The sequence below is a fragment of the Pseudomonas sp. 30_B genome (assembly GCF_017491605.1).
Lineage (GTDB): Bacteria > Pseudomonadota > Gammaproteobacteria > Pseudomonadales > Pseudomonadaceae > Pseudomonas.
This window is the reverse complement of record NZ_JAFGYY010000023.1, coordinates 21,001-34,147: the sequence shown is the minus strand read 5'-3', so window position 1 is coordinate 34,147 and position 13,147 is coordinate 21,001. Positions and strand designations below refer to the sequence as shown.

16 protein-coding genes and 4 tRNA genes are annotated in these 13,147 nt (G+C 62.2%); 9 read left to right on the top strand and 11 right to left on the bottom strand.

What is annotated here, in order from left to right; translation table 11 throughout:
* Positions 1-2: 2 nt before the first annotated feature.
* The 6 genes from alaS to J5M67_RS21775 all read left to right on the top strand — a co-directional run bounded on the left by alaS (position 3) and on the right by J5M67_RS21775 (position 4,846).
* Positions 3-2,627, top strand: coding sequence for an alanine--tRNA ligase (gene alaS / locus J5M67_RS21800; protein WP_207887402.1), 2,625 nt, complete (start codon positions 3-5; stop codon positions 2,625-2,627).
* Between the two features lie 101 nt (positions 2,628-2,728).
* Positions 2,729-3,964: an aspartate kinase gene (locus tag J5M67_RS21795; RefSeq protein WP_207887401.1), complete on the top strand. Its 1,236-nt coding sequence runs from the start codon at positions 2,729-2,731 to the stop codon at positions 3,962-3,964.
* 184 nt (positions 3,965-4,148) lie between these two features.
* Positions 4,149-4,334 carry a carbon storage regulator CsrA gene (gene csrA, locus J5M67_RS21790; RefSeq protein ID WP_003085981.1) on the top strand — a complete coding sequence of 62 codons (186 nt, stop codon included), beginning with the start codon at positions 4,149-4,151 and terminating at the stop codon, positions 4,332-4,334.
* Between the two features lie 60 nt (positions 4,335-4,394).
* Positions 4,395-4,485, top strand: a tRNA-Ser gene (locus J5M67_RS21785).
* Between the two features lie 109 nt (positions 4,486-4,594).
* A tRNA-Arg gene (locus J5M67_RS21780) sits at positions 4,595-4,671 on the top strand.
* A 98-nt stretch (positions 4,672-4,769) separates the two neighbouring features.
* Positions 4,770-4,846 (top strand) — tRNA-Arg (locus J5M67_RS21775).
* Positions 4,847-5,000: 154 nt separating this feature from the next.
* Here J5M67_RS21775 and bamE read toward each other — a convergent pair.
* Positions 5,001-5,513, bottom strand: coding sequence for an outer membrane protein assembly factor BamE (gene bamE, locus J5M67_RS21770; RefSeq protein WP_207887400.1), 513 nt, complete (start codon positions 5,511-5,513; stop codon positions 5,001-5,003).
* Positions 5,514-5,836: 323 nt separating this feature from the next.
* Here bamE and mgtE point away from each other — a divergent pair, with 323 nt between their 5' ends.
* Positions 5,837-7,279, top strand: coding sequence for a magnesium transporter (mgtE, locus tag J5M67_RS21765; RefSeq protein WP_207887399.1), 1,443 nt, complete (start codon positions 5,837-5,839; stop codon positions 7,277-7,279).
* A gap of 113 nt (positions 7,280-7,392) precedes the next feature.
* Here mgtE and amrZ read toward each other — a convergent pair whose 3' ends face one another.
* Positions 7,393-7,725, bottom strand: a complete 333-nt coding sequence (gene amrZ / locus J5M67_RS21760; RefSeq protein ID WP_207887398.1) for a transcriptional regulator AmrZ — start codon at positions 7,723-7,725, stop codon at positions 7,393-7,395.
* A 467-nt stretch (positions 7,726-8,192) separates the two neighbouring features.
* Here amrZ and phnN point away from each other — a divergent pair, with 467 nt between their 5' ends.
* A complete protein-coding gene (phnN, locus tag J5M67_RS21755) occupies positions 8,193-8,756 on the top strand; it encodes a phosphonate metabolism protein/1,5-bisphosphokinase (PRPP-forming) PhnN (protein WP_207887397.1) in 564 nt (187 codons plus the stop codon).
* Positions 8,757-8,759: 3 nt separating this feature from the next.
* On the opposite strand, the gene J5M67_RS21750 is transcribed toward phnN, so the two are convergent.
* Positions 8,760-9,245 (bottom strand): GNAT family N-acetyltransferase, encoded by a 486-nt coding sequence (locus tag J5M67_RS21750; protein ID WP_207887396.1) that lies wholly within the window; start codon positions 9,243-9,245, stop codon positions 8,760-8,762.
* Between the two features lie 93 nt (positions 9,246-9,338).
* Between J5M67_RS21750 and J5M67_RS21745 the strand changes: the two genes are divergently transcribed.
* Positions 9,339-9,415 (top strand) — tRNA-Arg (locus J5M67_RS21745).
* A 134-nt stretch (positions 9,416-9,549) separates the two neighbouring features.
* Here the strand turns inward: J5M67_RS21745 and J5M67_RS21740 are convergent.
* From J5M67_RS21740 to J5M67_RS21705, 8 genes are read right to left on the bottom strand one after another with little or no spacing between them, the layout of a single operon-like run.
* Positions 9,550-9,768 carry a hypothetical protein gene (locus J5M67_RS21740; protein WP_207887395.1) on the bottom strand — a complete coding sequence of 73 codons (219 nt, stop codon included), beginning with the start codon at positions 9,766-9,768 and terminating at the stop codon, positions 9,550-9,552.
* Positions 9,765-9,956: a hypothetical protein gene (locus J5M67_RS21735; RefSeq protein ID WP_207887394.1), complete on the bottom strand. Its 192-nt coding sequence runs from the start codon at positions 9,954-9,956 to the stop codon at positions 9,765-9,767. The genes J5M67_RS21740 and J5M67_RS21735 overlap by 4 nt, the downstream gene beginning before the upstream one ends.
* Positions 9,957-9,958: 2 nt before the next feature.
* The gene (locus tag J5M67_RS21730; RefSeq protein ID WP_207887393.1) at positions 9,959-10,165 is read right to left on the bottom strand and encodes a hypothetical protein; all 207 of its coding nucleotides are present in this window, start codon (positions 10,163-10,165) and stop codon (positions 9,959-9,961) included.
* Positions 10,158-10,643, bottom strand: coding sequence for a type IV toxin-antitoxin system AbiEi family antitoxin domain-containing protein (locus tag J5M67_RS21725; protein ID WP_207887392.1), 486 nt, complete (start codon positions 10,641-10,643; stop codon positions 10,158-10,160). Before J5M67_RS21725 ends, J5M67_RS21730 begins: the two co-directional genes overlap by 8 nt.
* Entirely contained in the window at positions 10,640-11,047 is a 408-nt protein-coding gene (locus tag J5M67_RS21720) for a hypothetical protein (protein WP_207887391.1), read from the bottom strand. Before J5M67_RS21720 ends, J5M67_RS21725 begins: the two co-directional genes overlap by 4 nt.
* Before the next feature lie 27 nt (positions 11,048-11,074).
* Positions 11,075-11,251 carry a hypothetical protein gene (locus J5M67_RS21715; protein WP_207887390.1) on the bottom strand — a complete coding sequence of 59 codons (177 nt, stop codon included), beginning with the start codon at positions 11,249-11,251 and terminating at the stop codon, positions 11,075-11,077.
* A gap of 17 nt (positions 11,252-11,268) precedes the next feature.
* The gene (locus tag J5M67_RS21710; RefSeq protein WP_207887389.1) at positions 11,269-11,598 is read right to left on the bottom strand and encodes a hypothetical protein; all 330 of its coding nucleotides are present in this window, start codon (positions 11,596-11,598) and stop codon (positions 11,269-11,271) included.
* Positions 11,598-12,518, bottom strand: a complete 921-nt coding sequence (locus J5M67_RS21705; protein ID WP_207887388.1) for a hypothetical protein — start codon at positions 12,516-12,518, stop codon at positions 11,598-11,600. The genes J5M67_RS21710 and J5M67_RS21705 overlap by 1 nt, the downstream gene beginning before the upstream one ends.
* Positions 12,519-13,147 lie beyond the last annotated feature (629 nt).

Genomic DNA, 13,147 nt, shown 5'->3' with positions numbered 1-13,147 from the left:
CTATGAAAAGCGCTGAAATCCGTGAAGCCTTCCTCCGCTTCTTCGAAGAGAAGGGGCACACCCGCGTAGCGTCCAGTTCGCTGATCCCCGCGAACGACCCGACCCTGCTGTTCACCAACGCAGGCATGAACCAGTTCAAGGACTGCTTCCTGGGCCTGGAAAAGCGCGCCTACACCCGCGCCACCACCAGCCAGAAGTGCGTACGCGCCGGCGGCAAGCACAACGACCTGGAAAACGTCGGCTACACCGCGCGCCACCACACCTTCTTCGAGATGCTGGGCAACTTCAGCTTCGGCGACTACTTCAAGCGCGACGCCATCACCTACGCCTGGGAATTCCTGACCTCCGACAAGTGGCTGAACCTGCCCAAGGAAAAGCTCTGGGTCACCGTCTACGCCACCGATGACGAGGCCTACGACATCTGGACCAAGGAAGTCGGCATCCCCGCCGAGCGCATGGTCCGCATCGGCGACAACAAGGGCGCACCCTACGCCTCGGACAACTTCTGGGCGATGGGCGACACCGGCCCCTGCGGCCCCTGCACCGAGATCTTCTTCGACCACGGCGCCGACATCTGGGGCGGCCCGCCCGGCTCGCCGGAAGAAGACGGCGACCGCTACATCGAGATCTGGAACAACGTCTTCATGCAGTTCAACCGCACCGCGGACGGCGTCATGCACCCGCTGCCGGCGCCGAGCGTGGACACCGGCATGGGCCTCGAGCGCATCAGCGCCGTGCTGCAGCACGTCCACTCGAACTACGAGATCGACCTGTTCCAGAGCCTGCTGAAGGCTTCCGCCGACGCCATCGGCTGCGCCAACGACAACGCGCCGTCGCTGAAAGTCGTTGCCGACCACATCCGTTCCTGCGGCTTCCTGATCGCCGACGGCGTGCTGCCGTCCAACGAGGGCCGCGGCTACGTGCTGCGCCGCATCATCCGTCGCGCCTGCCGCCACGGTAACAAGCTGGGCGCCAAGGGCACCTTCTTCCATAAGATCGTCGCCGCGCTGGTGGGTGAGATGGGCGAGGCCTTCCCGGAGCTCAAGCAGCAGCAGGCGCACATCGAGCGCGTGCTCAAGACCGAGGAAGAGCAGTTCGCCAAGACCCTGGAGCAGGGCCTGAAGATCCTCGAGCAGGACCTGTCCGAACTCAAAGGCAGCGTCATCCCCGGCAACGTGGTGTTCAAGCTGTACGACACCTACGGCTTCCCGGTCGACCTGACCAACGACATCGCCCGCGAGCGCAGCCTGACCCTCGACGAGGAAGGCTTCGAACGCGAGATGGAGGCCCAGCGTGAGCGCGCCCGCTCCGCCAGCGCCTTCGGCATGGACTACAACAGCCTGGTGAAGGTCGACGGCGACACCCGCTTCCTCGGCTACCAGGGCGTTTCCGGCGCCGGCCAGATCATCGCGCTGTTCAAGGACGGCAAGGCCGTCGAGCAGCTGGGTGAAGGCGAGGAGGGCGTGGTCGTCCTCGACCAGACCCCGTTCTATGCCGAGTCCGGCGGCCAGGTTGGCGACTGCGGTTACCTCGCCGGTGCCGGCGTGCGCTTCGACGTGCGCGACACCACCAAGGCCGGCGGCGCGCACCTGCACCACGGCGTGGTCGCTCAGGGCAGCCTGAGCGTCGGCGCCGCGGTGAAGGCCGAGGTCGACGCCAGCGTGCGCCAGGCCACCGCGCTGAACCACTCCGCCACCCACCTGCTGCACTCCGCGCTGCGCCAGGTGCTGGGCGATCACGTCCAGCAGAAGGGCTCGCTGGTGAACAGTCAGCGCCTGCGCTTCGACTTCAGTCACTTCGAGGCGATCAAGCCTGAGCAACTGAAGCAGCTGGAAGACATCGTCAACGCCGAGATTCGCAAGAACACCGAAGTCGAGACCGAAGAGACCGACATCGACACCGCCAAGGCCAAGGGCGCTACCGCGCTGTTCGGCGAGAAGTACGGCGACCTGGTGCGCGTGCTGAGCATGGGCGGCGACTTCTCCGTCGAGCTGTGCGGTGGCACCCACGTGTCCCGTACCGGCGACATCGGCCTGTTCAAGATCACCAGCGAGGGCGGCGTGGCCTCCGGCGTGCGTCGTATCGAGGCGGTCACCGGCGCTGCGGCACTGGCCTACCTGAACGGTGCGGAAGAGCAGCTCAAGGAAGCGGCCGGCCTGGTCAAGGGCAGCCGTGACAACCTGCTGGACAAGCTGTCCGGCCTGATCGAGCGCAACCGTCAGCTGGAAAAGGAGCTGGAACAGCTCAAGGCCAAGGCTGCCAGTGCGGCCGGTGATGACCTGGCTTCCTCGGCCATCGAGGTCAGCGGTGCCAAGGTGCTCGCCGCGCGTCTCGACGGCGTGGACGGCAAGGCGCTGCTGGCGCTGGTCGACCAGCTCAAGAACAAGCTCGGCAGCGGCGTGATCCTGCTCGGCGGCGTGTTCGAGGAGAAGGTCGTGCTGGTTGCCGGCGTGACCCAGGACCTGACCGCCAAGCTCAAGGCCGGCGATCTGATGAAGCAGGCCGCTGCGGCCGTGGGCGGGAAGGGCGGTGGTCGCCCGGACATGGCCCAGGGCGGCGGCGTTGACGCCGGCAAGCTGGACGAGGCTCTGGCGCTGGCACGCAGTTTTGTCGAACAGGGCCTCTAAGGCCCTGAAATACCGGGGTCCGCAGCGCGTCCGGCGGACCTTGGCAGCATGCGGTGATGCATGTTAAATGGGCGCCCTTCAGGAATCAGGCGGCTTTTGAAATGGCTTTGATCGTACAGAAGTTTGGAGGGACCTCCGTCGGCACCGTCGAGCGAATCGAGCAGGTGGCCGAGAAGGTGAAGAAATTCCGTGAGGCGGGCGACGACATCGTCGTGGTGGTGTCCGCCATGAGCGGCGAGACCAATCGCCTGATTGGCCTGGCGAAACAGATCATGGACCAGCCGATTCCGCGCGAGCTGGACGTGATGGTCTCCACTGGCGAGCAGGTGACCATTGCACTGCTGAGCATGGCGCTGCTCAAGCGCGGCGTGCCGGCGGTGTCCTACACCGGCAACCAGGTGCGTATCCTGACCGACAGTTCCCACACCAAGGCGCGTATTCTGAGCATCGATGATGCGAACATTCGCGCAGATCTGAAGGCCGGCCGCGTTGTCGTGGTCGCAGGCTTCCAGGGTGTGGACGAGCACGGCAACATCACCACCCTCGGCCGTGGCGGTTCCGACACCACCGGCGTGGCCCTGGCCGCGGCGCTGAAGGCCGACGAGTGCCAGATCTACACCGATGTCGATGGCGTCTACACCACCGATCCGCGCGTCGTGCCGCAGGCGCAGCGTCTGGACAAGATCACCTTCGAGGAGATGCTGGAAATGGCCAGCCTCGGCTCCAAGGTCCTGCAGATCCGTTCGGTCGAGTTCGCCGGCAAGTACAACGTCCCGCTGCGCGTGCTGCACAGCTTCCAGGAGGGTCCGGGCACCCTCATTACCCTTGATGAAGAGGAATCCATGGAACAGCCGATCATCTCCGGCATCGCCTTCAACCGCGACGAAGCCAAGCTGACCATCCGTGGCGTACCGGATACCCCCGGCGTTGCTTTCAAGATCCTTGGTCCGATCAGCGCTGCGAACATCGAAGTCGACATGATCGTGCAGAACGTTTCGCACGATAACACCACCGACTTCACCTTCACCGTGCACCGCAACGATTACCAGGCCGCCCTGGATATCCTCAAGCAGACCGCCACCAGCATCGGTGCGCGCGAAGCCACCGGCGACACCAATATCGCCAAGGTTTCCATCGTCGGTGTCGGCATGCGTTCCCACGCCGGTGTCGCCAGCCGCATGTTCGAGGCTCTGGCCAAGGAATCCATCAACATCCAGATGATCTCCACCTCGGAAATCAAGGTGTCCGTGGTCATCGAAGAGAAGTACCTCGAACTGGCGGTCCGTGCCCTGCACACCGCGTTCGAACTCGACGCCCCGGCCCGACAGGGCGAGTAAGGCGGGATATACCGAAAGGCGCGGCTACCCCGCGCCTTTTGTCGTTTTTGACTGGCTGACAGGAACTTTCATTCCGACAGGACTGGTCAATACTTGGTGAAGGATTCGCGCACTTGATCTTCACGAATCTGCCACCATTTCTATTTTTGCAGACTGTTTATCCGTAATTCGTAAGGAGAAAGGAATGCTGATTCTGACTCGCCGGGTCGGAGAGACCCTGATGGTCGGTGATGACGTCACCGTGACTGTGTTGGGTGTCAAAGGAAATCAGGTGCGAATCGGTGTGAATGCGCCGAAGGAAGTCGCTGTGCACCGTGAGGAAATCTACCAGCGCATCCAGAAAGAGAAAGACCAAGAACCAAACCATTAATTTTCTTAAAAATTTTCTTTGCAAACGGGGAAAACATGGTTATCATGCGCCCCGTGTTGCGGAGAGGTGGCCGAGTGGCCGAAGGCGCTCCCCTGCTAAGGGAGTACACCTCAAAAGGGTGTCGGGGGTTCGAATCCCCCCCTCTCCGCCATTGCATCCTCTGGTGCGATGAGTTGTCCGGTTACGTAAGTGACTGAAATGATTGAAAAATCTTGTTGACAGCTCAGAAAAATCGCTCTAGAATTTGCGCCCTCATCAGCGCACTCATAGCTCAGCTGGATAGAGTACTCGGCTACGAACCGAGCGGTCGGAGGTTCGAATCCTCCTGAGTGCGCCATATACGAGGCAACGCGAAAGCGGGGCTTCAGTGGCGAAAGGGCTGAAAAGCCATTAGCTGCAACCAGTTGGTGAATCTGGTTAAACTTTGCCAACGACGCACTCATAGCTCAGCTGGATAGAGTACTCGGCTACGAACCGAGCGGTCGGAGGTTCGAATCCTCCTGAGTGCGCCACATACGAAAGGGCCTGCAGAAATGCAGGCCCTTTTTCTTTGTGCGGTAAAAAGCCTTTGTACGGTAAAAAGCCTTTGTGCGGTAAATAGCCATTGCACAGTCAAAGGCCTTTGTGCTGTGGAAAGTTTCCCGCAGACGCTTCGTGTCGCGAATTTCAGCGTTTTTTCTTGCCCGCCACGCAGCCGTCCTCGTCGAAGGTCACGCTGCGCGCGCCGCGCTTTTTGTCCGCCTCGTAGTGATAGCGCAGCGTCCCATTATGCTGGCTGACCTTGTCCGGCCTGCCGAGGGCGCTTTCCACGTCGCTGCGGGTCATCCCGGTCCTGATCCGGCCTTCGATGATCGCCTTGCGCCGGGCTGCTCCGGTCACGCGATTGCCACAGCCGTTCTGCTGTTCGCCAACCACGACCACTTCATTGTCGATTTTCTGGTCTTTCCCGCGCGCTGCGGCACGGGGTTGCGCTGCGGGCTTGGGATTCGCCAGCGGCACCGGTTCGCCGCTGCCGGGCGTGGCGTTGAAGGCTTCCTGTTGGTCCTGATGCTGGTCGCCGGGGCAGCCATACTGGCTGAAGAGGACTTTTCCGCCGGCGGATGTGCAACGGAACACCATTGCCGCTTCGCTGGTCGGTAACAGAAGCAAGGTCGAGAAGAGCAGGGCGGGCAGGCGCATGGTGTCCTCCGTGACGGCGGGTCTGCCAGGAGCCTAGGTGGCGGGTTTGTAATCCGGGTCCGGGTGTCTTGTCGGGGATTTCGCGCGTCGAACCGACCGATGAACCTGCACTGAGCTTTCGGGCGCAAGCGATTGTTCTTGCCGCGATTTTGTAACGCGTACCGACCCCCGGAGTGTTATCATTTCCCGCATCTGCCCTTGATGGGCGCATGGGACAACCACCATGGACTTACCCAGTAGTTACTCAGAACCCCGATTGCGTACACACGACCTGATGTATTGATCCCCAATGGCGCGTTCTGCCACTGGGGGTGGAGCGTGCTATGACCGAAGTAGAAGCCAAGAAGCCGCAGGAAAGCCTGCAGGACCGCCTCAGCCAGGTGGTCGACCTGCTGCACAAGCACAAGCTGGTGGAAGACCTGACGCACCGTCAGGAAGGCCAGCATCACGATCTCGTCGAAAACCTGGTCCACCGCCAGAATCTTGCCGAACTTCAGCGCAAGCTGGATGAGCTGCACCCGGCCGACATCGCCCACATCCTCGAATCCCTTCCGCTGGATGACCGCCTGACGGTCTGGCAGCTGGTCAAGGCCGAGCGCGACGGCGACATCCTCCTCGAAGTTTCCGACGCTGTGCGGGAAACCCTGATCGCCGACATGGATGATCACGAGATTCTCGCCGCCGCCAAGGACATGGATGCCGACGAGCTCGCGGACCTGGCGCCGGAGCTGCCGCGCGATGTAGTCCATGAGCTGATGGAAAGCCTCGATGCGCAACAGCGCGAGCGCGTGCGTTCGGCGCTGTCCTACGAGGAAGATCAGGTCGGCGCGCTGATGGACTTCGAGATGGTCACCATCCGCGACGACGTCAGCCTGGAAGTGGTACTGCGCTACCTGCGTCGCCTGAAGGAGCTGCCGGGCCATACCGACAAGCTCTTCGTGGTTGACTACGACGGCGTGCTCAAGGGCGTGCTGCCGATCAAGCGCCTGCTGGTGAACGATCCGGAGAAGGACGTGGCCGAGGTCATGGCTACCGATCCGGTGACCTTCACCCCCGACGAGGACGGCTACGATGCCGCCCAGGCGTTCGAGCGCTACGACCTGATTTCCGCCCCGGTGGTGGACAAGAACGGCAAGCTGATCGGTCGTCTGACCATCGACGAGATGGTCGACCTGATCCGTGAGGAGAGCGAGAGCGAAGTGCTGAGCATGGCCGGTCTGCGCGAAGAGGAAGACATCTTCGCCTCGGTCTGGAAGTCGGTACGCAACCGCTGGGCCTGGCTGGCCACCAACCTGATCACCGCCTTCATCGCCTCGCGGGTGATCGGCCTGTTCGAAGGCTCCATCGAGAAGCTGGTGGCGCTGGCCGCGCTGATGCCCATTGTCGCCGGCATCGGCGGCAACTCCGGCAACCAGACCATCACCATGATCGTTCGCGCGATGGCCCTGGACCAGATCCAAACCAACAGCGCCAACCGCCTGCTGCGCAAGGAACTGGGTGTGGCTTTGGTCAACGGCCTGGTGTGGGGCGGTGTGATCGGCCTGGTGGCCTACTACCTGTATGGCAACTGGGAGCTGGGCGCGGTGATGACCGGCGCCATGACCCTGAACCTGCTGCTGGCGGCGTTGATGGGCGTGCTGATCCCCATGACGCTGCTGCGCCTGGGGCGCGATCCGGCCATGGGCTCCAGTGTGATGATCACCGCCATGACCGACAGCGGCGGCTTTTTCATCTTCCTCGGGCTGGCCACGCTGTTCCTCATGTAGCAACCAGCCCCGCCGAAAAGGCCGCCCGCGAGGCGGCTTTTTTGTGCCCGGAACAAAAGCGGCAGGCATGAAAAAGCCGGCGCGAGGCCGGCTGTTTCGGTGCTGCGTACGACTCAGGCGTCGTTCTGCGCCATTTCGGCGTCGTGCGCGATCAGGGCGATCAGCGCGTTCTGCTGACGATGGGTCAGCTGGCGGAAGCGTTGCAGCAGTTCGCGTTCGTGCAGGCTCAGCTCCGGGCTGTCCAGACGAATGCCGAGATTGTCTTGCAATGCGCCTTCCTGGAGCAGGCTCTGCTCCAGGCGCGCGATGATCTCGGAGTTCATGCTGCGATGGTGGCTGCGAGCAACTTCAGCGATGCGCTCGCGCATGCCTTCCGGCAGACGTACGACGAATTTGTCAGCGGTGCGGCTGGAGTAGGTAGGGGTTGCCTGTTTCATTGGGCGCATACATTAAACCTGTAAGTCAGGGAGGCCGATGCCATGGGTCAGCGTTCGTTCAGGCCCTTTGACAGCAATTTCTGTTGGCCGTTCAGCGCGTCGTCAACGGTTTCGAAAAAACCAATAACTTGACGTCAAATCTGCGACATATTGTGGCGTGGGTGAAGGCTAAATGCCAGCACCAATCATCCGAAATGCGACGTCTTCGGCAGACCTTTCTTTCGATGGGTTGAGGCGACGTCAGGCCCGATGTTGACAGCTTAGTCGAACGAATGACGGCTCCGCGCCAGCACTGCGACGGGGGGCGGCGTGTATCCGATGAGGGGCGCGCATGATGGCACAGCTGAGGTTATATGGGGGCGTGTCGGCGAAAATCCAGGCGAGATTCGCTGATTTCGTACAAGGCCGCGAGTATCATGCGTCAGGCGGATCAGAATCGATGTATCGCCGAGCCGCCGGCCCCTCCAGAGAGTGTCATGACCCCAGGCAGACTCATTTACCTGATGGGCCCTTCGGGCTCCGGCAAGGACAGCCTGTTGCAGGCCGCCAGCGTTCCCCTGGCGGCGCGGGACTGCCGGATTGTCCGGCGCGTCATCACACGCTCCGCCGAGGCGCGAGGGGAAGAGGCGCATTCAGTGAGCGTCGAGGAGTTCGCACGGTTGGAGCAGTCCGGTGCCTTCGCCATGAGCTGGCGCGCCAACGGCCTGCACTACGGGATTCCCCGCGAAATCGATGACTGGCTCGCTGCTGGGCACGACGTGCTGGTTAATGGTTCGCGCAAGTACCTGCCTGAAGCGCGGCGCCGCTATCCCAGGCTGATTGCAGTGTTGCTGCGGGTCGAGCCCGAGGTGCTGCATCAGCGTCTGCTCAAGCGCGGACGCGAGACGCTGGCAGAGATCGAGGAGCGCTTGGCCCGCAATGCGCATTTCGCCGATGGCCTGCCCGGCCCCCTGGTGGAGCTGGACAACTCGGTGTCCCTGGATGTCACCGTCGGCCATCTGCTGGACCTGCTCGATCCGCCGGATGCCCAGGCGAGCTGAGGGTCAGTCCAGCTGCAGCGACAGGCTCACGCCGTGGGGAGCGAAGCCCATCGCCGCATAGAAACGATGGGCCATCTCCCGGTCCTGGTGGCTGGACAGCGCCAGCTTGTAGCAGCCCCAGCCGCCGGCCCATTCCACCGCACGCCGGATCAGTGCCTGGCCTATGCCCTGGCCGCGGGCGCGGCTGTCCACCACCATGTCTTCGAGGATTGCCGAACGGGCGAAGCCGTGGGCGATGTGCTCGATGAGGTGAAGGGTGCAGGTGCCCAGCAGGGTGCCGTCGCGCTCGGCCACCAACGTGACCCGGGTCGGCCGCTGCTGGCCCAGCTCCAGCGCCAGCAGTGCGACGTCCGGGCTCGGGTCATGGAGGCCCAGTTGCTGCAGCAGTGGCGCGAGGGCAGGGGCATCGTCCGGCGTGGCGACGCGCACGTCGAAGGTGGCGAATGGCGAATCGGGTGTCGCTTCGTGGTCCGGTGAGCTGGTGTTCACGGCAGTCCTCCACAGTTGGAAAAATTATGGACCCGTCCGGTGGCAGCGACATGACAAATTCGCCATCGGTGGTTAACATGCCGACCCGATCGTGTCCCGGTAGCTCAATTGGATAGAGCGTCCCCCTCCTAAGGGGAAGGTTGGAGGTTCGACCCCTCTCCGGGACACCAATAAAATCAATGGATTAAGAGTTTTTGGCCTTCCGTTGATGTTTGAGTTTTAAAGAATTTTCCCCGCTCGTTCCCCGTTTCGCGAGCAGGCAAAAAGAAGCCGCCAATAGGCGGCTTTTTTGTTGTCTCGACTTTCAACTGGATGCCAGATGATGGACCTGGACAGCAAGTTCTTCCTGTCCAGCCGCACGTAGGGCGGCAGCGGCCAGCGCAATGGCCTGGCGGCGCCGATCAGGTGGATCGGAAAGGAAGCGCGGGCCTAGTAACTGCCGCACCAGGTCGTCCCACAGGGCGGTGTCATCGTCGCGGGTGACACCGCAGCGCTGCAGCATCGTTGGTTTGTTCGTGCTCATTCGCCAGGCTTCGGCGGGATCGGTTCGGACGGGTCTAGGTCGTAGTCCCGTAGCGCAAAGGCTGTTGGCTTGATCGACTCGCAGAGTCTGCGGATGCTTTCTCCGCGCTGGCGGGCTTCGGCGGGCAGGCGCCAGTCATCTTCGATACGGCGAGCAAGCGCGAGCGTATCGGCGATCTGCTGGTGCATATTCATTCGACAGACTCACCAGCGCGATGGATGAGGCTCAGAACCTCCAGACCGATATCGCCGCGACCAGCACGCACCAGGTGCTCGATAGATTGGCGCAGCAGTTCAACACCTCCGCAGAGAGCATCTTCGCGCTCGATTGGCGAGGCGTATGGAGGCAGCAGAAACACCATGGCGTTCTTGGCGGCTTGATTCACTTTGTCATTCATTTTCGGACAGTTCCTTTTCGGGGGTGTAATCGGCTGCTGCTTGCAGCGCCAGGGAGATTTCTTCGCGCAGCACTTTCTTTAGGCGGCGTTCGTCGGTTTCGCCGACGATGGCCCCAGCGATGCGATTCGGGATGTTCAGCATGTTGCTACGCAAGACGACACAGAATTGCTCCCATGCCTTTTCACACTCCGACAGCGGTGCAACCAGGTCCCTGGCACGTGCATATTCCAGTTCGGCCAGGTTGGCGTCGGCGCGGAGCTTGCGAACTCGTTCGGCGGTCAGTTCGCTGGCCTTATCTCCCCCGGACATTTCCTCGACCAGGGCGGCGAAGGCTTCGCCCAGCTCGTAACGGTTACGGCCGACGCGGGTCAGTCGGCCGGCCTCGGCCAGTTGACGAATGCGGCGCGTGCTGACGCCCGCCACGGCTGCTAACTGGGCGTCGGTGACTTCCAGCATGGCGAGGTTTTCAGCGCTCACAGGCCGAATCCTGGCGCGTTGATATCTCCAACAAGGCAGCCACGTTTAAACATGTCACGGCGCGCGCGTTGTCCAGGGCTTGAGTGGCGGCTCGGCTTCCACTTCGGGCGGCTGGCCATTTCCTTGGCGTGCTCGGCGTCGGCGTGCTCCACCAGGGCTGTAGCCAGCTGCTGAGCGGCAGTCTTTAGACTGTCGGCATTGCGGCGCAGATCGCGTAGGACCTGCGGCAAGTCAGCATTGAGCGGGTTGGTTTTGAGCGAGACTTTCACGGTCTTGGCTTCATGAAACAGCCTTGCGGCAATGTCTTCAGCGTTCTGTTGCAGCCGGAAAAGCTCGGCCAATGTTTCTTCTGGTGACGGCATGTGGTTGCACTCTGGAAAAAAGGTGCCGGGGCGGGCGAGCACCCGGCAAGTCCGAGGAAGGGGATTCTTTTACTGCTGCATTCCACGTTCCATAGCGCGCGCGGCAGCGGCGCTGATGCTCACCTTGAAGCCGGTAGCGGCGGCGATCTTCTTGCGTTCGTCTTCCAGTCGCTCAAACTGCGCGTGACTCAGCAGGACGGTAATCGGGCGAGGTTCTGCTTCGTGTTTCATGTTCGTGGTTTTCATATCGTCACCAGTCAATTTCACCAACGGTTCACCCAGCTGCTGCGCTTCGTCTCGCCGCCGTTATCGACCATGCGCAAATGGTGATTTCTCACCAGGCTGGACAGATAACGGCAGGCTCGCTGCAGCTGGGCTTCGGTCAATTCGGGGAATGCTCTGGTAAGGCGCTCGGCGTCGTTATCGCCGTGAACCCAGCCACTCAGGCCGGCAGGCTGCACAACAATGCGCGGTTCGCCGTCGTCACCAGGTTGGCGCTGATGGAAACTCGCGCCTTCCAGGGCGGCCAAGACTTCGGCCGGCAGGGCGGTGGATTCCACCGCCTCGCCTTCCTTGCACTTGTCGCGCAGCATCACGCGGTCACCTTGAAGAACGCACCAGGCAGCGGCAGCAGGGCCTGAGCGTTCAGCCACGCCGTGAGAACCAACTCACCCTGTTTGCTCGTCCTTTCCGCGACGAGCCGGATGTCTTCATGCACCGCGACGGCGGCGCGGCTGAAGCTGCCTACGATGGTTTCAGCGCTTGCCGGAGTCAGCTCGGCCAGCACGCCAGCGGCGCGCAAGGTGCCGTCCTGGCCGACTGCGGCACCAGTGCCAGCTGTGCCGACCAAGGCGCGCAGCTCAGAGAACTCGACGCCCAGCGCAGCGGCTGCGCCAAGGCTGAAGGTGGCCGGAGTGCTGGCGTTGATCGCGGACAGCAGCACCTGGTCGGCGACGCGGGCGAGGCCCAGGGCGATGCTGACTAGGGCGTGGTCAGATAGTTGGCCTTCTTCGTAGGCCTTCTGCTCGGCGCGGGACAGGGCGACGCGGAAGCCGTAGGCCGGCATGGTGTCCAGGTCGATCATGTCGCGGTAAACCGGCAGCGCACTGTCGGACACATCGGCGCCGTCGGCGACCAGGGCGAAATCGGCGGCTTCGACCAGGGTATAGCCGGCGTTGCGTTTCACTAGGGCGATGCCGCCGCCGGGAATCTGCTGGGCGTCGTCGGCTTCCGCCACCAGGATGATGCGGGCGCCGGCCTGCGACACACGGCTGGCTTGCAGAAGCACGCTGCTGAAAGTGATTTTCTTGCCGGCCTCGGTGCCCAGCGGGACACGCACCTGGTGCAGACCCTGCTGGGCCAGGAACGGCGGCAGGCTCATTTCGCGGATGCTGCGGGACATCATGCTGGCCGGAGCCTTGGGGATCACATGGCGGACGTTTCCGGCGTTGTCGTAGATGACGTTGGCAGCCGATTGGCGGCTGGCGTCTTGGAGTAGCTTGCGAATTGGCATTTTGGGCGTGGCCTCGGGTCGTGGGCGGTAGTTGCTGGCCAAGATACGGATGCCTCTGCCGCCGTTCCTCTTGGGTTTTTTCCAGAGTTGTTCTGGAGCGAGGCCAGTTTGTGAGACCTGTTGAGGGGAATCCTCTTGTGGGATTTCCATGGCACGGCTCAGGCGTGACAGAGCTGAAAACTGGAAATTGGAAGCGCGAATTGAGGGCACGCAGAGGACAAGTGTCGCGGATCGTTGCGACCCGCATGGGGTATGCCGTCAGGGAGGACCCGAAGCCATTCAGGGGGGGGGGCATACTTGGTTTGGGTGCAGAATCCGGTTGTCGCTTGAGTGCGGCCTTGGCATCGTCTGAGAACCCCAACAGAGGAGATGCGCGATGCAGCTACCGGAACGCTACAAGGTGAATGGCTATTGGGTTATGAGGGTTGCTGATGGGTGGGAAGTCGGAAACGACGACCGGCGCCTTGATGGTCCATTCGCTATAAAGGCTGGAGCTGTCGCTGCTGCGGAGCGGCGTCCGTCGAAGGGGTGATAAGCAGCTAGCCCTCTGCGGCTCGTTAGCATTGTCACTGGACTGCCAGGCGCGCTGTGGTGTGGTGGGATGGAGGGATAGTGGTGGGATAGAAAAA

Coding starts and splice junctions, on each gene's coding strand:
- alaS (WP_207887402.1), top strand. CDS start 3: ATGAAAAGCGCTGAAATCCGTGAAGCCTTCCTCCGCTTCTTCGAAGAG.
- J5M67_RS21795 (WP_207887401.1), top strand. CDS start 2,729: ATGGCTTTGATCGTACAGAAGTTTGGAGGGACCTCCGTCGGCACCGTC.
- csrA (WP_003085981.1), top strand. CDS start 4,149: ATGCTGATTCTGACTCGCCGGGTCGGAGAGACCCTGATGGTCGGTGAT.
- bamE (WP_207887400.1), bottom strand. CDS start 5,513: ATGCGCCTGCCCGCCCTGCTCTTCTCGACCTTGCTTCTGTTACCGACC.
- mgtE (WP_207887399.1), top strand. CDS start 5,837: ATGACCGAAGTAGAAGCCAAGAAGCCGCAGGAAAGCCTGCAGGACCGC.
- amrZ (WP_207887398.1), bottom strand. CDS start 7,725: ATGCGCCCAATGAAACAGGCAACCCCTACCTACTCCAGCCGCACCGCT.
- phnN (WP_207887397.1), top strand. CDS start 8,193: ATGACCCCAGGCAGACTCATTTACCTGATGGGCCCTTCGGGCTCCGGC.
- J5M67_RS21740 (WP_207887395.1), bottom strand. CDS start 9,768: ATGAGCACGAACAAACCAACGATGCTGCAGCGCTGCGGTGTCACCCGC.
- J5M67_RS21735 (WP_207887394.1), bottom strand. CDS start 9,956: ATGCACCAGCAGATCGCCGATACGCTCGCGCTTGCTCGCCGTATCGAA.
- J5M67_RS21730 (WP_207887393.1), bottom strand. CDS start 10,165: ATGAATGACAAAGTGAATCAAGCCGCCAAGAACGCCATGGTGTTTCTG.
- J5M67_RS21715 (WP_207887390.1), bottom strand. CDS start 11,251: ATGAAAACCACGAACATGAAACACGAAGCAGAACCTCGCCCGATTACC.
- J5M67_RS21710 (WP_207887389.1), bottom strand. CDS start 11,598: ATGCTGCGCGACAAGTGCAAGGAAGGCGAGGCGGTGGAATCCACCGCC.
- J5M67_RS21705 (WP_207887388.1), bottom strand. CDS start 12,518: ATGCCAATTCGCAAGCTACTCCAAGACGCCAGCCGCCAATCGGCTGCC.